The 24,836-nt window shown below is 75.5% G+C and carries 22 protein-coding genes and 1 pseudogene; 8 read left to right on the top strand and 15 right to left on the bottom strand.

What is annotated here, in order from left to right; translation table 11 throughout:
* Nucleotides 1-105: 105 nt before the first annotated feature.
* The 5 genes from ACFT41_RS20135 to trpC form a co-directional block, all read right to left on the bottom strand.
* Nucleotides 106-1,293: an FAD-dependent oxidoreductase gene (locus ACFT41_RS20135; RefSeq protein WP_377586405.1), complete on the bottom strand. Its 1,188-nt coding sequence runs from the start codon at nt 1,291-1,293 to the stop codon at nt 106-108.
* 16 nt (nt 1,294-1,309) lie between these two features.
* Nucleotides 1,310-2,473: a prolipoprotein diacylglyceryl transferase gene (lgt, locus tag ACFT41_RS20130; protein WP_377586407.1), complete on the bottom strand. Its 1,164-nt coding sequence runs from the start codon at nt 2,471-2,473 to the stop codon at nt 1,310-1,312.
* A 198-nt stretch (nt 2,474-2,671) separates the two neighbouring features.
* A complete protein-coding gene (gene trpA / locus ACFT41_RS20125; protein WP_377586409.1) occupies nt 2,672-3,475 on the bottom strand; it encodes a tryptophan synthase subunit alpha in 804 nt (267 codons plus the stop codon).
* Between the two features lie 4 nt (nt 3,476-3,479).
* Nucleotides 3,480-4,715 carry a tryptophan synthase subunit beta gene (gene trpB, locus ACFT41_RS20120; protein WP_377586411.1) on the bottom strand — a complete coding sequence of 412 codons (1,236 nt, stop codon included), beginning with the start codon at nt 4,713-4,715 and terminating at the stop codon, nt 3,480-3,482.
* Nucleotides 4,716-4,786: 71 nt separating this feature from the next.
* Nucleotides 4,787-5,650 carry an indole-3-glycerol phosphate synthase TrpC gene (gene trpC / locus ACFT41_RS20115; RefSeq protein WP_377586413.1) on the bottom strand — a complete coding sequence of 288 codons (864 nt, stop codon included), beginning with the start codon at nt 5,648-5,650 and terminating at the stop codon, nt 4,787-4,789.
* Nucleotides 5,651-6,163: 513 nt separating this feature from the next.
* Here trpC and ACFT41_RS20110 point away from each other — a divergent pair.
* Nucleotides 6,164-6,421, top strand: coding sequence for a hypothetical protein (locus ACFT41_RS20110; RefSeq protein ID WP_377586415.1), 258 nt, complete (start codon nt 6,164-6,166; stop codon nt 6,419-6,421).
* 105 nt (nt 6,422-6,526) lie between these two features.
* Here ACFT41_RS20110 and ACFT41_RS20105 read toward each other — a convergent pair whose 3' ends face one another.
* From ACFT41_RS20105 to ACFT41_RS20090, 4 genes and pseudogenes are all read right to left on the bottom strand, one after another.
* Nucleotides 6,527-7,111: a Trp biosynthesis-associated membrane protein gene (locus tag ACFT41_RS20105; RefSeq protein ID WP_377586417.1), complete on the bottom strand. Its 585-nt coding sequence runs from the start codon at nt 7,109-7,111 to the stop codon at nt 6,527-6,529.
* Nucleotides 7,108-8,661, bottom strand: coding sequence for an anthranilate synthase component I (locus ACFT41_RS20100; protein ID WP_377586419.1), 1,554 nt, complete (start codon nt 8,659-8,661; stop codon nt 7,108-7,110). The genes ACFT41_RS20105 and ACFT41_RS20100 overlap by 4 nt, the downstream gene beginning before the upstream one ends.
* Nucleotides 8,658-9,092 carry a phosphoribosyl-AMP cyclohydrolase gene (hisI, locus tag ACFT41_RS20095; protein WP_377586503.1) on the bottom strand — a complete coding sequence of 145 codons (435 nt, stop codon included), beginning with the start codon at nt 9,090-9,092 and terminating at the stop codon, nt 8,658-8,660. Before hisI ends, ACFT41_RS20100 begins: the two co-directional genes overlap by 4 nt.
* Nucleotides 9,093-9,320: 228 nt before the next feature.
* A pseudogene (locus ACFT41_RS20090) lies at nt 9,321-9,644 on the bottom strand (phosphoribosyl-AMP cyclohydrolase); the annotation flags it as partial.
* Nucleotides 9,645-10,303: 659 nt separating this feature from the next.
* Here ACFT41_RS20090 and ACFT41_RS20085 point away from each other — a divergent pair.
* Genes ACFT41_RS20085 through ACFT41_RS20075 form a run of 3 tightly spaced genes read left to right on the top strand, consistent with a single transcriptional unit; the run spans nt 10,304 to nt 12,424 of the window.
* Complete coding sequence (locus ACFT41_RS20085) at nt 10,304-11,053, top strand: ABC transporter ATP-binding protein (protein WP_377586421.1); 750 nt, start codon at nt 10,304-10,306, stop codon at nt 11,051-11,053.
* Nucleotides 11,050-11,805, top strand: coding sequence for an ABC transporter permease (locus ACFT41_RS20080; RefSeq protein WP_377586423.1), 756 nt, complete (start codon nt 11,050-11,052; stop codon nt 11,803-11,805). Before ACFT41_RS20085 ends, ACFT41_RS20080 begins: the two co-directional genes overlap by 4 nt.
* 19 nt (nt 11,806-11,824) lie before the next feature.
* Nucleotides 11,825-12,424: a TetR family transcriptional regulator gene (locus ACFT41_RS20075; protein ID WP_377586425.1), complete on the top strand. Its 600-nt coding sequence runs from the start codon at nt 11,825-11,827 to the stop codon at nt 12,422-12,424.
* Between the two features lie 85 nt (nt 12,425-12,509).
* Here ACFT41_RS20075 and ACFT41_RS20070 read toward each other — a convergent pair whose 3' ends face one another.
* From ACFT41_RS20070 to ACFT41_RS20060, 3 genes are all read right to left on the bottom strand, one after another.
* On the bottom strand, nt 12,510-13,262 hold the full coding sequence (locus ACFT41_RS20070) for a DUF2470 domain-containing protein (RefSeq protein ID WP_377586505.1): 753 nt from the start codon (nt 13,260-13,262) through the stop codon (nt 12,510-12,512).
* A 115-nt stretch (nt 13,263-13,377) separates the two neighbouring features.
* Nucleotides 13,378-15,153, bottom strand: coding sequence for an ABC transporter ATP-binding protein (locus ACFT41_RS20065; RefSeq protein WP_377586427.1), 1,776 nt, complete (start codon nt 15,151-15,153; stop codon nt 13,378-13,380).
* A complete protein-coding gene (locus ACFT41_RS20060; RefSeq protein ID WP_377586429.1) occupies nt 15,150-17,027 on the bottom strand; it encodes an ABC transporter ATP-binding protein in 1,878 nt (625 codons plus the stop codon). Before ACFT41_RS20060 ends, ACFT41_RS20065 begins: the two co-directional genes overlap by 4 nt.
* Before the next feature lie 149 nt (nt 17,028-17,176).
* Here ACFT41_RS20060 and ACFT41_RS20055 point away from each other — a divergent pair, with 149 nt between their 5' ends.
* Nucleotides 17,177-17,806 (top strand): TIGR03085 family metal-binding protein, encoded by a 630-nt coding sequence (locus tag ACFT41_RS20055; protein WP_377586431.1) that lies wholly within the window; start codon nt 17,177-17,179, stop codon nt 17,804-17,806.
* A 158-nt stretch (nt 17,807-17,964) separates the two neighbouring features.
* Nucleotides 17,965-19,791, top strand: coding sequence for an AMP-dependent synthetase/ligase (locus ACFT41_RS20050; protein ID WP_377586433.1), 1,827 nt, complete (start codon nt 17,965-17,967; stop codon nt 19,789-19,791).
* 172 nt (nt 19,792-19,963) lie between these two features.
* On the opposite strand, the gene ACFT41_RS20045 is transcribed toward ACFT41_RS20050, so the two are convergent.
* The gene (locus tag ACFT41_RS20045) at nt 19,964-21,421 is read right to left on the bottom strand and encodes a PLP-dependent aminotransferase family protein (protein WP_377586435.1); all 1,458 of its coding nucleotides are present in this window, start codon (nt 21,419-21,421) and stop codon (nt 19,964-19,966) included.
* Between the two features lie 58 nt (nt 21,422-21,479).
* Between ACFT41_RS20045 and ACFT41_RS20040 the strand changes: the two genes are divergently transcribed.
* Complete coding sequence (locus ACFT41_RS20040; RefSeq protein WP_377586437.1) at nt 21,480-22,148, top strand: YitT family protein; 669 nt, start codon at nt 21,480-21,482, stop codon at nt 22,146-22,148.
* A gap of 85 nt (nt 22,149-22,233) precedes the next feature.
* A complete protein-coding gene (locus ACFT41_RS20035) occupies nt 22,234-22,695 on the top strand; it encodes a hypothetical protein (protein ID WP_377586439.1) in 462 nt (153 codons plus the stop codon).
* Between the two features lie 258 nt (nt 22,696-22,953).
* Here the strand turns inward: ACFT41_RS20035 and hisF are convergent, their stop codons facing one another.
* The gene (gene hisF, locus ACFT41_RS20030) at nt 22,954-23,721 is read right to left on the bottom strand and encodes an imidazole glycerol phosphate synthase subunit HisF (RefSeq protein ID WP_377586441.1); all 768 of its coding nucleotides are present in this window, start codon (nt 23,719-23,721) and stop codon (nt 22,954-22,956) included.
* A 27-nt stretch (nt 23,722-23,748) separates the two neighbouring features.
* The gene (locus ACFT41_RS20025) at nt 23,749-24,747 is read right to left on the bottom strand and encodes an NADP-dependent oxidoreductase (RefSeq protein WP_377586443.1); all 999 of its coding nucleotides are present in this window, start codon (nt 24,745-24,747) and stop codon (nt 23,749-23,751) included.
* Nucleotides 24,748-24,836: the final 89 nt, after the last annotated feature.

Genomic DNA, 24,836 nt, shown 5'->3' with positions numbered 1-24,836 from the left:
GGCGGTATCCGGGCGGCCGGATACCGCCATGTCGCCGACATGCTGCCCGGCCCGGCCCCGGCCGGCCCGGCCGGGCGAGCCCCGGACGCAGCCGGTGCCGGCCCGTCAGGACGGGGGACGCCACTGGGCGGCGGAGGCCGCGGCGCCGGAGAGCAGGCGGGGACTGATCGCGCCGAGGGCGGCGTCGCGCGCCCGCAGGGCGAGCCGGCCCCGGGCCTGGAGCACCGCCGACATCCGACGGGTCTGCCGCACCATCGTCGCCGCGCGGGGCCGGCGCAGCCGGTCGTACGCGACCACCGCGTCCGGCAGGCGGTGCTCGCGCAGCAGCGAGGCGAGGGTGGCGGCGTCCTCGAAGGCGAGGCAGGCGCCCTGGCCCAGGTGCGGGGGCATGGCGTGCGCGGCGTCGCCGAGCAGCACCACCCCGCCCGGCCCGGCCGGGAAGCCGTACGAGCGGGGCAGCGGGCGCAGCTCGCGGATCTCCTGCTGGACCAGGTCGGCCGGGTCGGTGGCGTCGAGCAGCTCGCCGACCGGCGCGGGCCAGCCGGCGTACCAGCGGCGCAGCAGGGTGAGCTGGGTCTCCGGCGGCTCCGGGCGGGGCGCGCCGGCGGCGGTGGCCACCCAGTAGATGCCGCCCCGGCTCGACCCGCCCGACGAGCCGCGCTCGCCCAGCGAGGCGGCCACGAAGCGGTAGCCGGCCCCCAGCGTCTCCCCGCCCACCGGCCGGTCGGCCGGCAGCCGGGGCGCCCGGTACCAGGGGATCACCGCCCGCCAGGCGGCGCAGCCGGAGCTGACCACCCGGGACTCGGGGGCCAACTGCCGGCGGATCTCGCTGTCGGTGCCGTCGGCCGCGACGATCAGGTCGGCCTCGAAGCGCTGCCGGCCGTCGCCGACCGACGGGCGCTGGCCCGCCTCGGCCCGCACCGTGCGCACGGCCACGCCGGTGCGCAGCTCCACCCGCTCGCCGAGGCCGGCGATCAGGGCGTCGTGCAGGTCCTCCCGGTGCACCACCACGGGCATCCGGTCCGCCGGGGTGGGTCGGGGCTGCACCAGCCACTGCCCGTCGGGGCGGCGCACGCCGCCGTCGGGCAGCGGCGTGGCGATCGCGTCGAGCCCCGCGCCGAGGTCGAGGGCGCGCAGCGCGCGTACCCCGTTGGGCCAGAGCACGACGGCCGTCGGGTCCGGGCGGACCCGGTCGGCGCGCTCCAGGAGGGTGACCTGCCAGCCGGACCGGGCCAGCGCGCCGGCGACCGCCAGGCCGCCGATCCCGGCGCCGACCACCACCGCGGTACGCATGCCGCCCCCTCCCCGCTCAGCTCTCGCGGTCGGCGGCGCGCGAGCCGGTGGCCCCGGCCGCCTCGTCGGCCGCCTCACCGGCCCCGTCGGTCCCGGCTTCGTCCCGGTCGGCGTCGCCGGCCACCTCGTCGCGGGTCGCGTCGGGGCCGGCGGCGTCCGGGTCGTCGGGGACGGCCCCGGTCTCCCGGTACGCGCGGAACTGCTCCTCGCTCACCACCCGGTAGCCCTCCGGAGCGACGGCCCGCGCGCCGGCCTCCCGCTCGGACAGGTCGAGCTGGGACACGTCGCCCCCGGTCGGGGCCGGCACGGGGGCGGGGCCGCCGATCGGGACGAGGTATTCCCGGGGCCCGCGCACGCGCAGGAAGTAGATCAGCGCGCCGACGAAGACCAGGGCCGCCGTCCAGACGTTGAGCCGGAGGCCGAGGATGTGGTTGGCCTCGTCGGTGCGCATCAGCTCGATCCAGAACCGGCCGGCCGTGTAGCCCATCACGTAGAGCGCGAACGCCCGCCCCCGGCCCAGCCGCAGCCGCCGGTCGAGGACGAGGACGAGGGCGGCGACGCCGACGTTCCACAGCGCCTCGTAGAGGAACGTCGGATGGTAGAGCCCGGGCAGCAGCACCGGCTCGCCGTCGACCGTCCTGGCGTGACCCGGGTTACGCGGATCCATGTCGTGCACCTGTAGCCCCCACGGCAGGGTCGTCAGGCCGCCGTAGAGCTCGTTGTTGAACCAGTTGCCGAGCCGGCCGACCGCCTGCGCGAGCGGAAGCCCCGGGGCGAGCGCGTCGGCCACCACCGCGAACGGGATGCCGAGCTGGCGGGCGGCGATCCACGCGCCGAGCGCCCCGCCGGCCACCGCGCCCCAGATGCCGAGGCCGCCCTCCCAGATGGCGAACGCCTTGAGCGGTTCGCCACCGTCGCCGAAGTATTTCTCCGGCGAGGTGATCACGTGGTAGATCCGGGCGCCGATGATGCCGGTCGGCACCGCCCAGACGGCGATGTCGAGCACCGCGCCGGGGGCGACGCCGCGCTGGCGCAGCCGGCGCTCGGTGACCACGCAGGCCACCGCGATGCCGGCGATGATGCAGAGCGCGTACGCCCGCAGCGGCAGCGGGCCGAGCTGCCAGACGGCAGTGCTGGGGCTCGGCAGGGCCGCCTGGGGGATCGTGGAGACGAGGGTCACGGGTGCACACGCTACCGCCGCCCACCGCCCCGGCGGCACCCCGGGCTGGATGCAAGGAAGGGCCCCTTGTTAAGGCCTACGGTAGAGAAGGCCCCCTTCTCACCCCGCGCCCCGCGAGGCGGGTGCGCACGGGGCGCGCACGGGAGGCGAGCCGGAGAAGGCGGGAGCGGGCCGGAGCGAAGAGGGCCGGCGGGAGGGTCAGCGCCGCGGCTGGCGGACGCCCTCGGCCAGCTCGGCGCTCAGCGCCCGCAGGGCGGTCAGGCCGGCGGCCGGGTCGGGCGTGTCGAGCAGGCAGCGGATCAGCGCGCTCCCGACGATCACCCCGTCGGCGTACCCGGCGACGGTGCCGGCCTGCGCGCCCGTGCCGACGCCGAGCCCGACGCCGACCGGCAGGTCGGTGACCTCGCGCAGCCGGGAGACCAGGATCGGCGCGGCCTCCGAGGTCTGCGACCGGGCGCCGGTGACGCCCATGATCGCGGTGGCGTAGACGAAGCCCCGGCAGTGCTCCACGGTCATCCTCAGCCGCGCGTCCGTCGAGGACGGGGAGACCAGGAAGGTGCGGTCCAGCCCGTGCGCGTCCGACGCGGCCAGCCACTCGTCGGCCTCGTCGGGGATCAGGTCGGGGGTGATCAGGCCCGTGCCGCCGGCCGCCGCGAGGTCCCGGGCGAACGCGTCGACGCCGTACTGCTCGATGGGGTTCCAGTAGGTCATGGTGACCACCGGCGCGCCGGTGGCCGCGACCGCCTCGACGATGCGCAGCGTGTCGGCGGTGCGTACGCCGCCGGCCAGGGCGATGTCGCTGGCCTTCTGGATGACCGGGCCGTCCATCACCGGGTCGGAGTAGGGGATCTCCACCTCGATGACGTCCACGCCGGCGTCGACCATGGCGGTCATCGCGGCGATGCTGCCCTCGACGGTCGGGAAGCCGGCCGGCATGCAGCCCACCAGCACGGCCCGCCCGTCGGCACGGGCCTTGTCGAACGCGACCCCGATGCGGCTCACGGTCTCACTGCTCCTTGTCGAGGATGCCGAAGTATTCGCCGGCGGTGTGCACGTCCTTGTCGCCCCGGCCGGAGAGGTTGACCAGGATGACCGGCTCCCGGCCCAGCTCCTCGGCGAGCCCCGGGGCGATCTTGCGCGCGCCGGCGAGGGCGTGTGCGCTCTCGATCGCCGGGATGATCCCCTCGGTGCGGCAGAGCAGCTCGAACGCGGCCATCGCCTCGGCGTCGGTCACCGGCAGATAGGTCGCCCGGCCGCTGTCGTGCAGCCACGCGTGCTCCGGCCCGACGCCCGGGTAGTCCAGGCCGGCCGAGATCGAGTGCGACTCGATGGTCTGCCCGTCGGCGTTCTGGAGCACGTACGTGCGGGCGCCGTGCAGCACCCCGGAGGAGCCGCCGGTGATGCTGGCCGCGTGCCGGTCGGTGTCCACGCCCTCCCCGCCGGCCTCGAAGCCGTACAGCCGCACGCCCTCGTCGGGCACGAAGGCGTGGAAGATGCCCAGCGCGTTGGAGCCGCCGCCGACGCAGGCCGCGACGGCGTCCGGCAGCGCGCCGGTCAGGTCGAGGCACTGCGCGCGGGCCTCGACGCCGATGCCCCGGACGAAGTCCCGGACCAGCTCCGGGAACGGGTGCGGGCCGGCGGCCGTGCCGATGAGGTAGTGCGTCTCGTCGACGTTGGCGACCCAGTCCCGCATCGCCTCGTTCATCGCGTCCTTGAGGGTGCGCGAACCGGTGGTGACCGGGACGACGGTGGCGCCGAGCATCCGCATCCGGGCCACGTTGAGCGCCTGCCGCTCGGTGTCGACCTCGCCCATGTAGACCACGCAGTCGAGGTCGAACAGGGCGGCGGCGGTCGCGGTGGCCACGCCGTGCTGGCCGGCACCGGTCTCGGCGATCACCCGCCGCTTGCCCATCCGCTTGGTCAGCAGCGCCTGGCCGAGCACGTTGCGCACCTTGTGCGCGCCGGTGTGGTTGAGGTCCTCCCGCTTGAGCAGCACCCGCGCGCCGATCTGGGCGGAGTATCGGTGCGCCGGATAGAGCAGCGAGGGGGTGCCGGCGTAGTCGCGCAGCAGCGCGCCGAACTCGGCGAGGAACGACTCGTCGGACATCGCCTTGCGGTACGCGGCGTCCAACTCGTCGAGCGCCGCGACCAGCGCCTCCGGGACGAACCGGCCGCCGAACCGGCCGAAGTGACCGGCGGCGTCGGGAAGCTGACCGGCCGGGGCCGGTTCGGTGGCGCTCATGGCGGTGTCCTCTCGCTGCTGACTTCTCGCCCCGGGTTGCCCAGCGCGCCGGGCGGGACGCCCGGCGTGGCTCAGCGCGCCGGGCGGGGCGTCGCCGGGTGGTTGCCTGCGTTGACCAGGGCGGCCACCGCCTCGCGGGGGCTGGACTGGGTGACCAGGCCCTCGCCGACGAGCACGGCGTCGGCGCCGGCCGAGGCGTACCGGATCAGGTCGTGGGGGCCGCGCACGCCGGACTCGGCGATCTTGACGACGTTGCTGGGCAGGCCGGGGGCGATCCGCTCGAACACCGACCGGTCGACCTCCAGGGTACGCAGGTCGCGGGCGTTGACCCCGATCACCTGCGCCCCGGCCTCCATGGCCCGGTCGGCCTCCTCCTCGGTGTGCACCTCGACCAGCGCGCACATGCCGAGGGACTCGATCCGCTCCAGCAGCCCGACCAGCGCGTTCTGCTCCAGCGCCGCCACGATCAGCAGGACCAGGTCTGCGCCGTGCGCGCGGGCCTCGTGCACCTGGTAGCTGGAGACGACGAAGTCCTTGCGCAGCACGGGGACCTTGACCGCGGCCCGGACGGCGGCCAGGTCGTCCAGCGAGCCGCCGAACCAGCGCCCCTCGGTGAGCACGCTGATCACCCGCGCGCCCCCGGCGGCGTAGTCGGCCGCGAGGACGGCCGGATCGGCGATCTCGGCCAGCTGGCCCCTGGACGGCGACGAGCGCTTCACCTCGGCGATCACCGCCACGCCGGGTCGACGCAGGGCCGCGTACGCGTCCAGCGGCGGCGGCGCGGCGGCGGCGAGCTCCCGGATCCGCTCCAGCGGAACCTGCTCCTGCCGCCGGGCGACGTCCTCGCGGACGCCGGCCAGGATCTCGTCGAGGACGCTTCCGGACGCCGCCGGACCGACCCCGTCCCCCTCCGCGTGCGCATGCTCAGCAGTCACCAACGGACTCCCCTCTCCGGGTGTCATGGGCCGATGCTAGGGGGCGCCACCTGGCAGCACGTGCCGGGGGTATGGCGCTCCTCACGAAATGGGCTGCGGCATAATGGCCGACTTCCGGTGAACAGTGGATCACCGAGCGCGATCACCCCCATCGATCGCGGTGACGCCACCGCAGACCAATCCATCGACGACCACCCATCTCCATCGGAGCATTGTCCGCCGGAGCCGCGCTTCGCGCACGCCCGGTCGGTGCCCGCGCACGTCGGCCGATGCCGCGTACCGGTCGATCCCGCGCGCACGCCGGTCGATGTTGTGACGAAGCTCAAGGCTGAACGGCCCTGCCCAGGTGGCCGGGCCCGGCGGACAGTTGACGTGGCGGTGACCACGGCGAAACGTGAGCCGGGCATCGTGGGACTCGGGCAGACTCGACGAGGGGCCTGCCCGCAGCCCATCGGGCGGTCGCGGCGAGCAGCCGCCCGAGCCGTCGGAACGATCTTCGTGCGGGGTGACCAGATGAGCACTGCCGGGCCCAACCCGACCATCGGACTGACCACCATCTCCCGGACCGTGGCGTCGCTCGCCGTCGGGGTGGTGCACACCCTGGAGCGGGCCGTCGTGGGCGACGCCCGGGTGCGCACCGCGCGCGGCAACGCCTGGGAGGCCGTCTGCGCCGACCGGGCCCGCGCCGACCAGCGCGCCGAGCTGGACCGCCTGGTGGCCGAGCTGGCCGCCGCCCGCGCCACGACGCGGGACCGCCAGCCGGTCGGCTGACCCGACCGCCCGTCCATCCCGCAGCCCTGCCCGCCGGCCAAGCGGGGCCGCCGGCCAAGCGGGGCCGCCGGCCAAGCGGGGCCGTCAGCCGGCCCGCTCCGCTGGTCAGTCGGCCGTCGGGTCCTCGCCCCGGTCCAGCGCGTCCCACACCTCGGTGGTGCGCCGCCCGGTCACCGGGCCGGCCTGGGCCGCTCCCGGGGTGCCGGCGCCGCCCCGGGCCGGCCGCTCGTAACGCGCCCCCATCGCCGGCCAGCCCGCGCCGCGCAGCGCGACGAGCCCGCCGCCGACGGCGACGATCAGGCCGCCGACCAGGCAGAACGCCGGCCACTGCCGGTTCACCGCGCCGTCGAACGCGGCCACCAAGCCATAGCCGCCGCCGGCCGCCACGGCCGCCCCGAGCGCCAGCAGCAGGACACCGACCAGCCGGCGCGGCACCCCCCGGGTGGCCAGCACCACGCCGCCCCCGGCCAGCCCGACCACCGCGAGCGCGGGCAGCCAGGGCAGCAGGCCCGCCCCGGTGCGGGCCGCGCGCACCGGGGGCAGCGGCGTCGGCCGGGCGGCCAGCTCCACCGCCCAGGTCCGGGTCGAGGCCCACAGCGCCAGGCCCGCGCCGGCCAGGCAGAGCAGCACCGCGTACGTCAGCTCGCGCCGCCCCCGCGCGGCCGGCGCACCGGCCCCGGGCGAACTCACCGGGCCGGCCGCAGCGTCTCGGCGGCGGCGATGGCGGCGAGCACGGCGGCGGCCTTGCTGCGGGTCTCCTGGTCCTCGGCGGCCGGGTCGGAGTCGGCCACCACTCCTGCGCCGGCCTGCACGTACGCGCGACCGTCGCGGATCAGCGCGGTGCGGATGGCGATCGCCATGTCCAGGTCCCCGCCGAAGCCGAAGTAGCCGACCGTGCCACCGTAGAGGCCGCGCCGGACCGGCTCCAGCTCCTCGATGATCTCCATGGCCCGGACCTTCGGCGCCCCGGACAGGGTGCCGGCCGGAAAGGTCGCGGCCAGCGCGTCGAACGCCGTCTGCTCCGGGCGCAGCTCCCCGACCACGGTCGAGACGATGTGCATGACGTGGCTGTACCGCTCGATGGTGGCGAACTCCGGCACCTCCACGGTGCCGGGCCGGCAGACCCGGCCCAGGTCGTTGCGGCCCAGGTCGACCAGCATGACGTGCTCGGAGCGCTCCTTCGGGTCGGCGAGCAGCTCGGCGGCGAGCCGGGCGTCTGCCTCCGGGGTGCCGCCGCGCGGGCGGGTACCGGCGATCGGGTGCAGCAGCGCCCGGCGCCGCCCGTCGGGGCCGGCGCTGACCTTCAGGTGCGCCTCCGGCGACGAGCCGACGACGTCGAAGCCGTCGAAGCGCAGCAGGTACATGTACGGGCTCGGGTTGGTCGTGCGCAACACCCGGTAGACGTCCAGCGGGTCGGCGCCGGTGGGCCGCTCGAAGCGCTGGGCCAGCACGATCTGGAAGCACTCCCCGGCCCGGATCGCCTCCTTGGCCGCCTCGACGGCCTTCGGGTAGCCGCCGGGGTCGGTGCGGCTGACCACGTCGCCGACGGCCGGCCGACCGACCGTGGAGATCATCGGCGGGATGGGCCGGGACAGCGCCGTGGTCATCGCGTCCAGCCGGCCCACCGCGTGGTGGTACGCGGCGGCGACCAGGGCCCCGCGATCCGGCTCGTCAGCCGGCGGGAGCACCGCGTTGGCGATCAGGATCGCCGAGCCGTCGTAGTGGTCGAGGACCACCAGGTCGGTGGCGAGCATCATGCCCAGCTCGGGCAGGCCGAGGTCGTCCTCGGTCAGCTCGGGCAGCCGCTCGAAGCGGCGGACCAGGTCGTACCCCAGGTAGCCGACCATGCCGCCGGTCAGCGGCGGCATGCCGCTGGCCGGGTCCCACGCCGGGCCGGCGAGGGCCTCGACGGTCTCGCGCAGCACCCGGACCGGGTCGCCACCGGCGGGCAGCCCGGCCGGCGGCTGGCCGGTCCAGCACGCCGACCCGTCGCGCTCGGTGAGGGTGGCGCTGCTGCGCACCCCGATGAACGAGTATCGCGACCAGGCCATCCCGGCCGAGCCGGCCCCCTGCTCGGCGGACTCCAGCAGGAACGTGCCCGGACCGCCGGCCAGCTTGCGGTAGACGCCCACCGGGGTCTCCGCGTCGGCGAGCAGCCGCCGGGTGACCGGGACGACCCGCCAGCGGGCCGCCAGGTCGGCGAAGGTGGCCTGGTCGGGGCTGACGACGCCGTCGGTCATGCGGGCTCCCCCGTGGCGGCGACCGGCAGTTCGGTGAAGAAGCAGGTGCGCTCGCCGGTGTGGCAGGCCGCGCCGACCTGGTCGACGCTGACCAGCAGCGCATCGCCGTCGCAGTCCAGCGCGACCGAGCGGACGTGCTGGAGGTGGCCGGAGGTGGCCCCCTTGACCCAGTATTCCTGCCGGCTGCGCGACCAGTAGGTGGCCCGGCCGGTGGTGAGGGTGCGGTGCAGCGCCTCGTCGTCCATCCAGGCGACCATCAGCACCTCGCCCGTGTCGTGCTGGCGCACCACGGCGGCCACCAGACCGTCGGGGGTGCGGCGCAGCCGCGCGGCGACGGCCGGGTCGAGCCGGGACGGTCGGGCCGGGCCGGGCGTCGCCGGCGGGGTCGGGCGGGCGTGGGCACCGGTCACCGGCGCGTCAGGTACGGGCACAGTAACCCATTCTCCCGCACGCGGCGAGGGCACCGGCGACGGCTCCCGCCGGAGGGCCGGCGCCGACACGGACGCTGCGGCCCGCACCGGCTCGGGCACGGCGGCCGGCATCGGCTCCCGTCCGCCGGTGAGCTGCGCGAGGTAGCGGTCCAGCCGCCCGTCGGACAGGGCCTCGGCGAGGTCCGCGCCGGCGACGGCGGCGATCTCGTCGGCGTACGGGCGGATCAGCGGGACGGTGCCGGTGACCAGCCGCCCGGCGGCGGCCCAGAGCTGCCCGGCGGAGCCGGGGCGCACGCCGAGGCAGAGCAGCATGTCGTCGCGGTATCCGGGCGGGGCGACCGGCAGGTCGAGGGCGGCGGCGAACGCCGCCCGCCGGGACACCACCCGCACCGACGGGTTGGCCAGCCGCAGCACGGACGGGCAGAGCCGGGCCAGGTCGGCGGCGGCCAGCCGGACGCCGAGGTGGTCGCCCCGGGCCCGGGCCCCAGCGACCTTACCGAGCGTGGCGATCAGCTCCTCCAGCCGCGGCTCGTCGGCGGGCTGGCAGAGCACCGGCAGGTCGATGCGGGGACGCCACTGCTCGTCGGCCCAGAGCAGCCGGATCGGCGCGGTGACCGGCAGCCCGAACGCCCAGTCGGCCGGCTGGGCGAGCCGGTCCAGCCAGGAGCGGACGTCACGGACGGCCACCGAGACGTGGGTGAGCCGGCCGCCGGTCGCGGCCAGGTAGGCGCGGCGGGCGGCGTACGGGGCGTCGATCGGCGGGTCGGGCGGGCGGGCCGGCGTGGCGTCGGTGACGAGCACGTCGAGGTCGACGTCGCTGTGCGCCGTGGCGGCCCGGCGGGCGTGGCTGCCCCGCAGCAGGATGCCGACGACGGGGCGCTCGGCCCCCTGCCGCAGCCGGGCGGCCCAGTCGTCGAGGAACCCATTTTCCGGTAACGCAGCGTGACCCACCGCGCCATCGTGCCGTACGCCCGATCGGGGCGCAATGCCCGATGCCGAACGCGCTGTCCGGTCAGAAGGCTGACGCCCGGTCCGAAGGCTAGTGCCCGAGGGTTCTCTTTCCTATCCCGGAGCCCCTTTCGCCGGGTCTCGGGCCCCGCCCCGCCCGGTCCCCACCCGGGCCGACCGGTCCACCCGGCGACCCCTTGCGGTGGGCCGGAAACTCATCTAGCGTTGAGTTCATCGGTTGATGAATTCTTTCGGAGGTGAAGATGGACCACGCGATCGCGGTCCGCGACCTGGTCGTGGACCGGGGCCGGCGGCGGGTGCTGCACGGCGTGACGTGCGCGGTGCCGCGCGGCGCGGTCACCGGCCTGCTCGGGCCCAGCGGCAGCGGCAAGACCACCCTCATGCGGGCGGTCGTCGGGGTGCAGACGGTCCGCTCGGGCTCGGTGACCGTGCTCGGCCGGCCGGCGGGCTCCCCCGCGCTGCGCGCCCGGGTGGGCTACCTGACCCAGGCCCCCAGCGTCTACGCCGACCTCACCGTCGCCGAGAACGCCCGCTACTTCGCCGCCCTGCACGGCCGGGGCCGGGCCGAGGCGGACCGGGCCGTGGCCGACGTCGGGCTGACCGACGCTGCCCGCCAGCTCGTCGGCTCCCTCTCCGGCGGGCAGCGCAGCCGGGCGTCGCTGGCCTGCGCCCTGGTCGGCGAGCCGGAGCTGGTCGTCCTCGACGAGCCGACGGTGGGGCAGGACCCGGTGCTGCGGGCCGACCTGTGGGCCCGGTTCCACGCCCTCGCCGCCGCCGGGACGACCCTGCTGGTGTCCAGCCACGTGATGGACGAGGCGGCCCGCTGCGACCGGCTGCTGCTGATCCGGCAGGGCCGGCTCATCGCCGACGACACCCCCGACGCGGTCCGCGCCGCGGCCGGCGTCGACGACCTCGACGAGGCGTTCCTGCGCCTGATCCGGGCCAGCGAGGCAGCCGCCGGGGAGACCGCCGCCGCCGGGGAGGCGTCGTGAACCCGCGATTCCTGGCCGCCACCACCGGCCGCGTCCTGCGCCAGCTGCGCCACGACCGGCGCACCATCGCCCTGCTCGTGCTGGTGCCGGCCCTGCTGCTCACCCTCGTCTACTACATGTACGCCGACCAGCCCACCCCACCCGGCCAGCCGAGCATGTTCGACCGGGTGGCCCTGGTGATGCTCGGCGTCTTCCCCTTCGTGATCATGTTCCTGGTGACCAGCATCGCGATGCTGCGCGAGCGCACCTCCGGCACCCTGGAACGGCTGCTCACCACCCCGCTCGGCCGGCTCGACCTGCTCTTCGGCTACGGCATCGCGTTCGGCCTCGCCGCCGCCGGCCAGGCGGCGATCGCCTCGGCGGTGGCGTACTGGGTGTTCGGGCTGACCACCGCCGGCAGCAGCGCCCTGGTGATCGCGATCGCCGTGGTCAACGCCGTGCTCGGCGTCGCCCTCGGCCTGCTCTGCAGCGCGTTCGCCCGCACCGAGTTCCAGGCCGTGCAGTTCATGCCGGTCGTGGTGCTCCCCCAGCTGCTGCTGTGCGGGCTGTTCGTCGCCCGCGACGAGATGGCCGGCTGGTTGCGGGCGGTCAGCGACGCGCTGCCGCTGTCGTACGCCGTCGAGGCGCTGCAGGAGGTCGGCGCGCACGCCGAGCCGACGGCCACCATGTGGCGCGACCTCGGGGTGGTGGCCGGGGCGGTGCTGCTGGCACTGGCGCTCGCCGCGGCCACCCTGCGCCGCCGCAGCGGCTGACGCGCGGACGGGGGCGCGGATGGCGACGACGCGACGCACCGGACGGCGGCCCGGCAATCCGGGCACCCGCGAAGCGATCCTCGACGCGGCGCGCGCCGCGTTCGCCCAGCGGGGCTTCGACGCGGCCTCGATCCGGTCGATCGCCGCGGCGGCCGGGGTCGACCCGGCGCTGGTGCACCACTACTTCGGCAGCAAGGACCAGCTCTTCGTGGCCGCGATGGGTGCCCCGCTCGACCCGGGCGAGTTGCTGCCCCAGGTGCTGGCCGGCGACGCCGACGGCGTCGGCGAGCGGCTGGTGCGCACCTTCCTCGGGGTCTGGGACTCCCCGGCCGGCACCGCAGGGGTCGCCCTGCTGCGCTCCGCCGTGAGCAACGAGTGGACGGCCCGGCTGCTGCGCGAGTTCCTGGTCACCCAGGTGCTGCGCCGGGTCCTGCACCACCTCGACGTCGACCCGGCGGAGCTGCCGCTGCGCGGGTCGCTGGTGGCCAGCCAGCTGATCGGCCTGGCGCTGATGCGGCACGTCGTCCGGCTGGAACCGGTCGCCTCCGCCCCGCCGGAGACCCTGGTCGCGGCGGTGGGCCCCACGATCCAGCGCTACCTGCGCGGGGAGCTGGGGTAAGGACGGGCCCCTTGTCAACGCATCCGGTAGCCAGGGGTACCCCACTCACCCATGGTGCGCGGCTCGCACCCCCGGGGCACGGTTCTCACCCGCGGGGCGCGGCGGAACGCGGGTGCTGGCAGAGCATCGGGTGCAGCAGCCGGGCCAGCTCCCGGTGGTCGGCCACCGGGCGCGGGAAGGCCAGCCGGGCCCGCCGCCGGGCGCCGGGCCGGCCGAGGGAGACCAGCAGCCCGTACCGGTCGACGCGAACCACGCGCGGCGAACCGTCGGGGCCGGACTCGACCAGGCCGAGCTGACGCCGGACGTACGCGGCCATCTCCCGGCCGTGGTGCACCGCCAGCTCGGTCAGCAGCTCCGTCTCCACCGGGTGCAGGGGGTCCGGCTCCGCCTCGGCGTAGTCGACGGGGTCGATCCGCAGCAGCCCGTCGGGGCGCTCCAGGCGGGCCTCGGCCACCTCGAAGCGGTACAGCCGGAAGCGGGTGCCCACGTCGAGCAGGTCGCCGGTCGGGTCAATCTCGGCGAAGTCCAGGGCGGCCCGGCGGGCCGCGTCGCCGTGCAGCGCGGCGGCCCACCCGGAGACCCAGGCGCGGCCGAGCGACGGGGCACCGGTGGCCGGCGGCAGGTCCAGCACGTCGAGCGCCACGGCGACGTCGGAGCCCGCGCCCCGGGGCAGCGCCGCCGCCAGGTCGCTGTGCACCCCGACGAGGAGCAGCACCCGCCCGTCGGCGTCGGTGGCGTGCCGGACGTGGAACGGGCCGGGCCGTTGGGCCAGGTGGACCATGGCCGGGAGTCGGCCGGCGACCAGCGTCCGGACGGTCTCGGCGGGCGTGGGGCGCAGGGCGGGACTGGGGCGCATGACCCACCTCCGAAGGTTAGGCTTACCTAAGCAGCACGGTAGACCATGCGCGCCCCCGCGTCCACCGGCTCGCCGGTTGTCCCCACGCGCTGCCCGATCAGCGGGTCTGCTCCAGCCAGGAGGCGTGCAGCAGGCCGTAGACCGAGTCGGGGTCGCGGATCAGCTCGTCGTGCGGCCCGCGCTGCACGATCCGGCCCCGGTCCACCACGACCACCTCGTCGGCGGCCTCGGCGGTGGAGAGCCGGTGGGCGATCGCGAGGGTGGTCCGGCCCCGGGTCACCGCGTCCAGGGTGCGCTGGAGGCGCACCTCCGTCGCCGGGTCCACCGCGCTGGTCGCCTCATCCAGCACCAGCAGGTCCGGGTCCGCCACGTACGCCCGCGCCAGCGCCACGAGCTGCCGCTCCCCCACGCTCAGCGCCTCGCCCCGCTCGCCGACCGGAGTGTCCAGCCCGGCCGGCAGTCCGGCCAGCCAGTCCGCCAACCCCAGCTCGGTGAACGCGGCCGTCAGCTCCGCGTCGGTCAGCTCCGGCCGGGCGAAACGGACGTTCTGCCCGACCGTGGCGTCGAACAGGAAGCCGTCCTGCGGCACCATCACCACCCGGGAGCGCAGCGAGGCGAACCGGACCTCGGTCAGCGGCACGCCGGAGAGCAGCACCGCCCCGCCGGTCGGGTCCATCAGCCGGGTGAGCAGCTTCGCGAACGTGGTCTTGCCGCTGCCGGTCTCGCCCACCACGGCGACCCGGCTCTTCGCCGCGATGTCCAGGGTCACCTCGTGCAGCACCGGCGGCCCGCCCGGGTAGGCGAAGCCGACCCCGGCGAAGCGGATGTCCAGCGGCCCCGCAGGCAGGTCCCGCCCCTGCTCGCCGGGGTCGGCCACGTCCGGGGCGACGTCCAGCACGTCGAGCACCCGCCGCCAGCCGGCGATCGCGTTCTGCGCCTCGTTGAGCACCTCGGTGGCGATCTGCACCGGCTGGATGAACAGGGTGACCAGGAACAGGAACGCGGTGAGCTGGCCGATCGACAGGGTGCCGTCGACCCCGAGCAGCACCCCGAGCACCACGACGCCGGCCAGGGCCAGCCCGGCGGCCAGCTCCCCCACCGAGCTGCCCAGAATGCTGATCCGGATGGCCCGCTGCTGGGCCCGCTGCTGCCCCTCGATCGCCGCGTCCAGCCGGCGGGCCGTCCGCCCGGCGATCCCGTACGCCCGGATCACCGGCGCGCCGACGACGCTCTCGCCGATGGTGCCGAGCAGGGCGCCCATCCGCTGCCGGACCACCCCGTACGCCCCGGCGAGGCGGCGCTGGAGCTGCCGGATCACCAGCACCGCCGGCGCGAACGCGCCGAGCACCACGAGGGTCAACTGCCAGGAGTACGCGAGCATGACGGCCGTCGTCACCACGAGCTGGCCGAGGTTGACGATCAGGATCACGCCGCCCCACTGGAGGAACTGGGTGATCTGGTCGACGTCGCTGGTGACCCGGGAGACCAACGAACCGCGCCGCTCGGACTGCTGGTGCAGCATCGACAGGTCGTGCACGTGCCGGAACGCCCGGGTGCGCACGTTGGCCAGGGCCGTCTCGCTGACCGTGAACAGCCGGCGCATCATCAGGTACCCGCAGGTCGTGGTCACCACCAGCACGGCGGCGGTCGCCGCGACGACATTCCACACCACGCCCAGGTCGGGCCCGTCGACGATGCCCTTGTCGATGCCCTGCTGCACGGCGACCGGGACGGCGACCCGGCCCACCATGTAGACCAGGGCCAGCGCCAGGGTGCCGGCCAGGCCGGTGCGCAGCTCCGGCGAGAGGGCCAGGCCCCGCCGCAGCGTGCGCCAGGTGTTCTCCGCCGGCCGCTCGGCCTCCACCACACTCACCGGTCCACCTCGACTTCCAGGCCGGAGGTCAGCGGGGCGACCTCGTCGTACGGGCGGGGCGGCTGCTCTCCGTCGGTCTCGGCCTGCTCGTAGGCGGTGACCAGGTCGGCGTAGCCGGAGACGGTGGCGAGCAGCTCGGCGTGGGTGCCCCGGGCGACCACCCGCCCCTGCTCGAGGTAGATCACCTCGTCGGCGAGCGCGATGGTGGCCCGCCGGTAGGCCACCACGAGGATCGAGGCGGCGGGGCCACCGGCGGCCGGCGCGCGCAGCCCGGCGAGGATGGCCGCCTCCACCCTCGGGTCGACCGCGCTGGTGGCGTCGTCGAGGACCAGCAGCCGGGGCCGCCCGGCCAGGGCCCGGGCCAGGGTGAGCCGCTGCCGCTGCCCGCCGGAGAGCGAGGTGCCCCGCTCGCCGACCATGGTGTCGAGCCCCTCGGGGAGCGCGGCGACGAAGCCGTCGGCCTCGGCGAGCCGCAGCGCGGCCCAGACGTCGTCGTCGGTGACGCCGGGCCGGTCCAGCGCGATGTTCGCCCGGACCGTGTCGTCGAAGACGAACGGCACCTGGGCGACCAGGGCGGCGGTGCCGGCCAGCGAGGCGGCGGTGAGCCGGCGGACGTCGACGCCGTCGAGGCTGACCGTGCCGGCGCGCGGGTCGACCAGCCGCACGGCCAGCGCGGCGACGGTGGACTTGCCCGAGCCGGTGGGCCCGACCAGGGCCACGGTCTTCCCGGCTGGAACGGTGAAGGTGACCTCGCCGAGCACCTCGGTGCCGGGCAGGTGCGCCTCGGCGGGCTCGTACGCGAAGCCGACGCCGGCGAAGGTGAGCGTGGCCGGCGTGGGGTCGGCCGGATCGAGCGCGGCGTCCCCGTACGGCATCTCGCCGGTGGCGTCGAGCACCCGGCGCACCCGGTCCCAGCCGGCGACGCTGCGCGGCAGCTCGGCCAGCACCCAGCCGATGGCCCGCACGGGGAAGGCCAGCACGGTGAACAGGAAGGCCACGCTGACCAGCTCGGTGACGGTGATGGCGCCCTGCCGGAGCCGGAACGCGCCGACCACCAGCACCGCGAGGGTGCCGAGGCTGGGCAGGGTCTCCAGCATCGGGTCGAAGACGCCGCGCAGCCGGCCGACGGAGATCAGCGCGTCGCGCAGCTCACCGGCCCGGGCGGCGAACCGGGCGGTCTCCTGCGCCTCACGGCCCATGGTCTTGACCACCAGGGCGCCGTCGAAACTCTCGTGGGCGATGCCACTGACCTCGGCGCGCAGCCGCTGGGCGCGGGCCTGACGGGGCGCCATCCGGCGGGAGTAGACCACGTTGAGGGCGAACAGGGCGGGGAAGACCGCGAGCCCGACCAGGGCCAGCGCCCAGTCGGTGGCGAACAGGGAGGCGATCGCGCCGACCAGCATGACCACGGTGCCGACGGCGAAGGGCAGCGGGGCGATCGGGTACCAGGCCGCCTCGACGTCGGAGTTGGCGTTGGACAGCAGGGTGCCGGTGGCGTTGCGCTGGTGCCAGGACAGCGGCAGGTCCAGGTAGCGGCGGGTGACCTGCCGGCGGTAGGCGGCCTGGAGCCGGAACTGCATGTAGCCCGCGCCGAGCCGGCGGCCGAAGATGCCGACCACCCGCAGCACGCTGATGCCGAACAGCGCGCCGGCGGCGAGGGCGAGGGCCGCGACGCCCACCGACCCGCGCGCGATCGCCGGCACCACGACGTCGCCGACCACCGCCCCGACGACGTACGCGCTGGCGATCACCAGCCCGCCGAACAGCACGCTGCCGCTGACCGCCACCGCGAAGATCCGGGGCTGTTCCCGGATCGCCCGGCCGAGCACGGACAGCCCCCTGCGGAGCACGTCCCGACTTGTCCTGCTGGTCACGCTCTCCCCCGCCGTAAGTTGCAATTATCTCCCTCATCCTTACCGGACGGGCCCCACCCCGCTGTCCGCAAACCCTATGTCGGCCATCACGTCGACCGTTGTCGTCGCCGTGACGGGCCGACCGCGGCGGACCGGCCTACGATCGGGCCATGCCGCGGTATGCCCGGTCGGAGCGCGAGGCGCTCGCCGACCTCATGCAGGAACTGGGTCCGGACGCGCCGACCGTCAACGAGGGCTGGTCGGTCCGGGACCTCGCCGCCCACCTCGTCGTGCGGGAGCGGCGGCCGGACGCCGCCGGGGGGATCGCGCTGCCACCGCTGCGCGGGTACGCCGAACGGGTGCGCCTGCGGCTCGCGGCGCGGCCCTTCGACGAGCTGGTGGCGCTGGTGCGCCGGCCGCCACTGTGGAGCCCGCTGAGCAACCCCGTCACCGACGAGCTGGTCAACACGATGGAGTTCTACATCCACCACGAGGACGTCCGGCGGGCCCGGGCGGGGTGGCGGCCGCGCGACCTGCCAGCGGGGCTGGACGCCGTGCTGTGGCGCCGGGCCGCGGTGCTGGGGCGGCTGGCACTGCGCCGCTTCCCGGCCGACCTGCTGGTGCAGGCCCCCGGGCGCGGCGAGCTGTCGGCGGGGCGGGGCGGGCAGCGCGTCCGCGTGGTCGGCGCGCCGGGCGAGCTGGTGCTCTTCCTCACCGGCCGGCAGCGGGTCGCCCGGGTGCAGCTGGAGGGGGCGGCTGCGGTCATCGACCGGCTCCGGGCCGCCCGGCTCGGCATCTGACCCGCCGCCGGCAGGGGTGTTGAGCCCCGAAGCAGCCCCGCTCGGGTACGGTGTGCCGCCGCGAGGGCTAGCCGATGCGCGGTGCAGGCAATACTCTTCGGTAACCGCAAACGACGTGACCCCCGTCACGCCTCCACCCCCCGAAGGCGGCTACAACGATGGCTCTCGATGTACCGTACCGTTCCATCCCCGACATGTTCCTCAGGCGCGTGGCGGCCACCCCCGACCGTCCCGCGTTCGCCCATCCCGCCCCCGACGACTCCGGGCCGGTCTGGCTGACCTGGGCCCAGGTCGGGCAGCGGGCCCGGGCGGTCGCGGCGGGGCTGCACGGGCTCGGTGTCGGCCGCGAGGACCCGGTGGCGATCCTGTCGGGGACCCGGCTCGACTGGGTGATCGCCGACTTCGGCATCATGTGCGCGGGCGGCGCCACCACCACCGTCTACCCGACCACCGAGCCCGACGACGCGACGTACATCGTCGCCGACTCCGGCTCCCGGGTGCTCTTCGCCGAGAACCCGGCCCAGGCCGCGAAGATCGCCGGCGCGCACCTGCCTGCGCTGACCCACGTGGTGCTCTTCGACGGCACGCCCGACCCGGCGGCGGCCGTGCCGCAGCTGACCCTCGCCGAGCTGGAGCAGCGGGGCAGCCGGGCGCTGACCGACGACCCGGAGCTGGTCGAGCGCCTGACCGCCGACCTCGGGCCGGAGCACCTGGCCACCCTCATCTACACCTCCGGCACCACCGGCCGACCCAAGGGCGTGGAGCTGCTGCACGGCGGCTGGTGCTGGGAGGGGGTCGCGCAGGCCGAGATGGGGCTGCTGCGCGACGACGACCTGCAATACCTCTGGCTCCCGCTGTCCCACTCGTTCGGCAAGACCCTGCTCTGCGGGGCGACCCACGTCGGCCTCCCCACCTACGTCGACGGCCGGGTCGAGAAGCTGGTCGAGCTGCTGGCCATCGTGCGGCCGACGCTGATGTGCGGGGCGCCCCGGGTCTTCGAGAAGGTCTACAACAAGGCGGTCACCACCGCGCAGGACGCCGGTGGCGCGAAGGCGAAGATCTTCGCCTGGGGCGTGCGGGTCGGCAAGGAGAAGGTCGCGCTGGAGCAGACCGGCCGGCCCGTCCCGGCCGGGCTGAGGCTGCGGTACGCGCTGGCCGAGAAGCTGGTGTTCAGCAAGCTCCAGGCCCGCCTCGGCGGGCAGATCCGGGTGCTGGTCTCCGGCGCCGCGCCGCTGAGCAAGGAGATCGCCACCTTCTTCGCCGCCGCCAACCTGCCGATCTCCGAGGGGTACGGCCTCACCGAGACCAGCGCCGGCAACTTCGTCAACCCGCCCGACGGCCTGCGCATCGGCACCGTCGGCCGGGCGATGGGCGACCTGGAGTGCCGGATCGACACCGACGGGGAGATCCTGGTCCGGGGCCGGCCGGTCATGCGCGGATACCACAACCTCCCCGAGGAGACGGCCGCCGCGTTCACCGACGACGGCTTCTTCCGCACCGGCGACATCGGCAGCCTCGACGACGACGGCTACCTGCGCATCACCGACCGGAAGAAGGACCTGGTCAAGACCTCCGGCGGCAAGTACGTCGCCCCCTCGCACATCGAGGGCATGTTCAAGGCGCTGTGCCCGTACACGTCGCAGGCGGTCGTCATCGGCCAGGCCCGCAACTACTGCACCATGCTGGTCAGCCTCGACCCGGACGCGATCCGGGGCTGGGCGGCCGGCGGCCCCCTGGAGGGCCGCGACTACGCCGAGATCGCCGCGTCCGACGAGGCCCAGGCCATGGTCGAGGAGTACGTCGCCCAGCTCAACGCCAAGCTCAACCGCTGGGAGACGATCAAGAAGGTGACCGTCCTGCCCCGCGACCTGACCATCGAGGACGGCGAGATGACCCCGTCGCTCAAGATCAAGCGTCGGGGCGTGGAGAGCAACTTCGCGGCCGAGATCGACCGGATGTACGAGGGCAGCCTCGCCGAGATCTGATCCCCGACCGACCGACGGCCCCCGACCCACCGACGGCCGTGCCCCACCGTCCCGGGGCACGGCCGCCGGTCCCTCAAGGTGCTCGCCGCGCCACCTGCTCGCCGCACCCCGCCCGCCCGGCCCCGCCGCCCACCCCGCAGTCTCCCAACTCGGGCGGCCGGGTTCGGCCGGATCAGGCGATGACCGCCGGTTCCTGCCAGCGCGGGCGGCCGGCGCGGTCCAGGTCGTACCGGACCGCGGCCAGCCGGCCCACCGCCTCCGCCAGGTCCGTGGCGGGCAGGGTGAACGGCAGCCGCAGGAAGCGTTCGAGGGTGCCGTCCAGGCCGAACCGGGGGCCGGGCGCCAGCCGTACGCCGACCTCCTCGGCGGCGCGGGCCAGCGCGCTGGAGATCGGGCCGTCCAGCTCCACCCAGAGCGTCACGCCGCCGCGCGGCGCGGTGACCCGCCAGTCGGGCAGACGCCGCGCGAGCGCGTCGGTCAGGGCGTCGCGCTGGGCGGCGAGCTGGGTGCGGCGGGCGGCCACGATGGCCGGCGCCTGGGCGAGCAGGTGGACCGCGACGAGCTGGTCGAGCACCGGGCTGGCCATGTCCACCCCGACCCGGGCGGCGGCCAGCCGCTGCACCTGCGGGGCGGACGCGCGGACCCAGCCGATGCGCAGGCCGCCCCAGTAGGGCTTGCTCATCCCGCCGATGGAGATCACCCGGGAGTGCCGGTCGAAGGTGGCGACGGGCGGGGGCAGCTCGGTGCCGTCCAGCGGCAGGTCCACGAACGACTCGTCGATCACCAGGTCGGTGCCGGCGGCATGGGCCGCGCCGACCACCCGCTCGCGCAGCTCGACCGGCATCAGGTGCCCGGTCGGGTTCTGGAACTCGGGGATCAGGTACGCCAGCTTCGGCCGCCCCTGACGCAGGCTGCCCAGCAGCAGGTCGGCGTCCCAGCCGGCGGCGTCGGTGGCCAGGCCGTGGGTGGTGATCCGGGCCCGGCGGGCGGCCAGGGCGGCGAGGGCGTTCGGGTACGTCGGTGACTCGACCAGGACGTTGCCCCCGGGTGCGAGGGCCAGCCGCAGCACCAGGTCCAGCGCGTGCTGGGTGCCGCTGGTGACCATGATCTGGTCGGGTGAGGTGGGCAGGCCCCGCGCCGTGTAACCGGCGGCGACCGCCTCGCGCAGCTCGATGATGCCGGTCGGGTGGTAGCCGGCCCCGCCCAGGTAGCGGGGCAGGTCCTCGGCGGCGGCCCGGGCGGCGGGCAGCAGCTCGGGCGGCGCGGCCAGCGCGGCCACCCCGAGGTCGATCATGTCGCGGTCGTCCAGCGGGGTCCACAGGCCGGTGCTGGCCACCCGGTGGGTGCCCGGGAGCATGGTCCAGCTGCCCGCCCCCCGGCGGCTGGCCAGGTGGCCGCTCTCCCGCAGCTGCCGGTACGCGGCGGTCACCGTGGTCCGGCTGATCCGCAGCGCCTCGGCCAGCTCCCGCTCCGCCGGCAGGCGTACCCCCAGGGGCAGGCGACCGTCGGCGAGCAGCCCTCGGACGGCGCCGGCGAGCGCGGCGTAGTCCGGGCTGCGCCGGCGGCCCGGCAGCGCGTGCCACTGCCCAAGCAGCCGAGCCAATTGGCCCCCACGCACCTGACTCGTCATAGCCACCCTCCCGATATTGGCTCTCCCGCCCGCCGGATTGGCACCTAGGGTGGCATGCATGGTGGCAATTGGCAATCTACGACACCGGCCCGCCCGGCGGCTGGTCCAGCTCTACACGGGGCTGGTCCTCTACGGCGTCAGCATGGGGCTGATGATCCGCTCCGGTCTGGGCCTGGACCCGTGGGACGTCTTCCACCAGGGCGTCGCCCGGCGGACCGGGCTGTCGTTCGGCACCGTCACCATCGCCGTCGGCGCGCTCGTGCTCCTGCTGTGGGTCCCGCTACGGCAACGCCCGGGCCTCGGCACGGTCAGCAACGTGCTGGTGATCGGCCTGGTGGTCGACGCTACCCTGGCCGTGCTGCCCGGTGGCGCTCCGCTGGTCGGGCGGGCGGCGCTGCTGGTCGTCGGGATCGTCGCCAACGGCGCCGCCACCGCCCTCTACCTGGGCGCGCGGCTCGGCCCCGGCCCCCGCGACGGCCTGATGACCGGGTACGTGGCACGTCGCCCCGGGCGGTCCGTCCGGCTGGTCCGCACCGTCATCGAGGTCACCGTGCTGGCCCTCGGCTGGCTGCTCGGCGGCACCGTCGGCGTCGGCACCGTCGCGTACGCCCTCGCCATCGGGCCGCTGGCCCAGCTGTTCCTGCCCCTGTTCACGGTCGGGGCGGGGTCGGTCGAGGTGGGGCCGGTCGAGGTGGGGGTCGCCGAGCCGCGCCCCGCCGCTCCGTAACCGCACAGCCGCGCTGAGCTGCGGCGATGCCCCTATCGAAAAAGTAGGTGTTTCCTCCGGGGGCGGCGCACGGCATCATTCCTGCATGGGGGAGAGCGGATGGCACTGGACCGACGCCTGGATCTTCGTTTCACTGGTGATCGCCAACGGCGCGGGCCGGCACCGCAGGTCGGCGTCCACCCGGCGTCCCGAGGGCGTCCGGCTCGCTGACGTGCTCTCCACAGCCGACCATCTCAACCACGCCATCCCCGAGCGGCACGACGTGGAGACCGCGGTCCGCCGGCTCGTCGGCGCCGGCCTGGTCAGCGTCACCGACGGCTGGTTCCGGCTCACCCCCGACGGGGAGAAGCTCTGGCGCACCCGCCCGAGCGCCGGCCTGGCCACGGCGGTCGACACGGTGCAGGGCGTGCTGAGCCGACGACACACCCCGGGCAGCGCCGACTGGACCCTCCCCGAGGACGAGCACGCCGCCGCCGTGCAGGAGTACACCGTCCGCTCGATCCCGGCCCCGCGCCGCTCCCCGGAGGGCCACTCCGGGCGCCCCTGACGGGGCCCGGCCGGACGGGGGGTGCGCAGCCAGCGCGACCGCCGCCCAACCAGCGCGACCGCCGCCAAGAGGTGATCGAGCAGGTCCTTGGCAGCTGCCCCGTTCATGCGCCCGGCTCACCACCCGGCCGTGCCGCCGTCGTGCTCGCGTTCGTGCTCGCGGCAGCGCCCCGCTGTGCGGGCGGCTGCCCAGGGGCCCCCGGACCGCACCGGCACCGACAGGGCCAGACCGGATCGCCCGGAGCAGCACCGGGCGGGGTCAGCGCACGGGGTGACCCGAGCCGCGCAGGGCGTCCTTGACCTCGGCGACGGTCAGCTCGCCGAAGTGGAAGACGCTGGCGGCGAGCACCGCGTCGGCCCCGGCGGCGATGGCCGGCGGGAAGTGGGCCACCTCGCCCGCACCGCCGCTGGCCACCACCGGCACGTCGACGACGGCACGGACCGCGCCGATCAGCTCCAGGTCGAAGCCGGCCTTGGTGCCGTCGGCGTCCATCGAGTTGAGCAGGATCTCTCCCGCGCCCAGCTCCGCGCCGCGCCGCGCCCACTCGACGGCGTCGATCCCGGTGCCCCGGCGCCCCCCGTGGGTGGTCACCTCGAAGCCGCTCGCGGTGGTGCCGGCCGGCGCCCGGCGTACGTCGAGGGAGAGCACCAGCACCTGCCGGCCGAACCGGTCGGCGATCTCGGCGATCAGCTCGGGCCGGGCGATGGCGGCGGTGTTCACCCCGACCTTGTCGGCGCCGGCCCGCAGCAGCGTGTCGACGTCGGCGACCTGCCGCACGCCGCCGCCCACGGTGAGCGGGATGAACACCGACTCGGCGGTGCGCCGCACCACGTCGAGCATGGTGCCCCGGTCGCTGGAGGAGGCGGTCACGTCCAGGAACGTGAGCTCGTCCGCGCCCGCCCGGTCGTACGCCGCCGCCAGCTCCACCGGGTCGCCGGCGTCGCGCAGGTCGAGGAAGTTGACCCCTTTGACCACCCGCCCGGCGTCCACGTCCAGACACGGGATCACCCGCACCGCCACCGTCATGCCGCGAAGCCTATCGCCCCTACCCGCCTACAAGCGCACCAGCATCTTGCCGAGGTTCTCGCCGCGCAGCAGGCCGAGGAACGCCTCCGGGGCGGCGGCTATGCCGTCGACGACCGTCTCGTCGTACGAGAGCCTGCCGTCGCGCAGCCAGCCGGCGACCTCCTGGACGAACTGGTCGCGCAGGTGGCCGTGGTCGCCGACGAGGAAGCCGCGCAGGGTGAGCCGCTTGCCGATGAGCAGCGCCAGGTTGCGCGGCGCGGCCGGCGGCTCGGTGGCGTTGTATTGCGCGATCATGCCGCAGACGGCGGCCCGGCCGTGCAGCCGCAGCGCGCCGATGGCGGCCTCCAGGTGCTCGCCGCCGACGTTGTCGAAGTAGACGTCGATCCCGTTCGGGGCGGCGGCCTTCAACTGGTCCCGCACGGGGCCGTCGTGGTAGTCGAACGCGGCGTCGAAGCCGAGCGCCCTGAGCCGCTCGACCTTGGCCGGCGAGCCGGCGCTGCCGACCACGTGGGCGGCGCCCCGCAGCTTGGCGATCTGGCCGACCATGCTGCCCACCGCGCCGGCCGCGCCGGAGACGAAGACGCTCTCGCCCGGCTGCATGGCCGCCACGTCGAGCAGGCCGGCGTACGCGGTCAGCCCGGTCATGCCGAGCACGCCCAGGTATGCGCTCACCGGGGCCAGCGACGGGTCGACCTTGCGGGCGCCCCGGGCGTCGAGCAGGGCGTACTCCCGCCAGCCGAGGCCGTGCAGAACGGTGTCACCCGGGACGATCCCGTTGCCCTCGCCGGCCACCACCTCGCCGACCGCGCCGCCGTCGAGCGGGGCGTCGAGGGCGAACGGCGGCACGTACGACTTGACGTCGTTCATCCGCCCCCGCATGTACGGGTCGACGGACATGAACTGGTTGCGGACCACGAGCTGGCCGGGGCCCGGGGTCGGCACCTCGGTCTCCACGAGGCGGAAGTTGTCGGCGGTCGGCCACCCCTCGGGGCGGGCGGCCAGGTGGATCTCACGGTTGACGGTCATGGTGTCGTCGTCCTCTCGGTCGCTGGTCGGGGCTGCACGGTGGAGCGGCGCGCGGCGGCACGCGGGTGCGGGACGCCGCGCGCGACGCG

Source organism: Micromonospora sp. NPDC057141, from assembly GCF_042670805.1.
In the GTDB taxonomy this organism is placed as follows: Bacteria; Actinomycetota; Actinomycetes; order Mycobacteriales; family Micromonosporaceae; genus Micromonospora.
The sequence above is the reverse complement of the archived record's forward strand: the minus strand, read 5'-3'. Positions and strand labels throughout refer to the sequence as shown.

Bases quoted from the DNA above. Each gene is read 5' to 3' on its own strand.
- ACFT41_RS20135 (WP_377586405.1), bottom strand. From the start codon at position 1,293: ATGCGTACCGCGGTGGTGGTCGGCGCCGGGATCGGCGGCCTGGCGGTC.
- trpB (WP_377586411.1), bottom strand. From the start codon at position 4,715: ATGAGCGCCACCGAACCGGCCCCGGCCGGTCAGCTTCCCGACGCCGCC.
- ACFT41_RS20110 (WP_377586415.1), top strand. From the start codon at position 6,164: ATGAGCACTGCCGGGCCCAACCCGACCATCGGACTGACCACCATCTCC.
- ACFT41_RS20100 (WP_377586419.1), bottom strand. From the start codon at position 8,661: ATGACCGACGGCGTCGTCAGCCCCGACCAGGCCACCTTCGCCGACCTG.
- ACFT41_RS20085 (WP_377586421.1), top strand. From the start codon at position 10,304: ATGGACCACGCGATCGCGGTCCGCGACCTGGTCGTGGACCGGGGCCGG.
- ACFT41_RS20075 (WP_377586425.1), top strand. From the start codon at position 11,825: ATGGCGACGACGCGACGCACCGGACGGCGGCCCGGCAATCCGGGCACC.
- ACFT41_RS20055 (WP_377586431.1), top strand. From the start codon at position 17,177: ATGCCGCGGTATGCCCGGTCGGAGCGCGAGGCGCTCGCCGACCTCATG.
- ACFT41_RS20050 (WP_377586433.1), top strand. From the start codon at position 17,965: ATGGCTCTCGATGTACCGTACCGTTCCATCCCCGACATGTTCCTCAGG.
- ACFT41_RS20045 (WP_377586435.1), bottom strand. From the start codon at position 21,421: ATGACGAGTCAGGTGCGTGGGGGCCAATTGGCTCGGCTGCTTGGGCAG.
- ACFT41_RS20040 (WP_377586437.1), top strand. From the start codon at position 21,480: ATGGTGGCAATTGGCAATCTACGACACCGGCCCGCCCGGCGGCTGGTC.
- ACFT41_RS20035 (WP_377586439.1), top strand. From the start codon at position 22,234: ATGGGGGAGAGCGGATGGCACTGGACCGACGCCTGGATCTTCGTTTCA.
- hisF (WP_377586441.1), bottom strand. From the start codon at position 23,721: ATGACGGTGGCGGTGCGGGTGATCCCGTGTCTGGACGTGGACGCCGGG.
- ACFT41_RS20025 (WP_377586443.1), bottom strand. From the start codon at position 24,747: ATGACCGTCAACCGTGAGATCCACCTGGCCGCCCGCCCCGAGGGGTGG.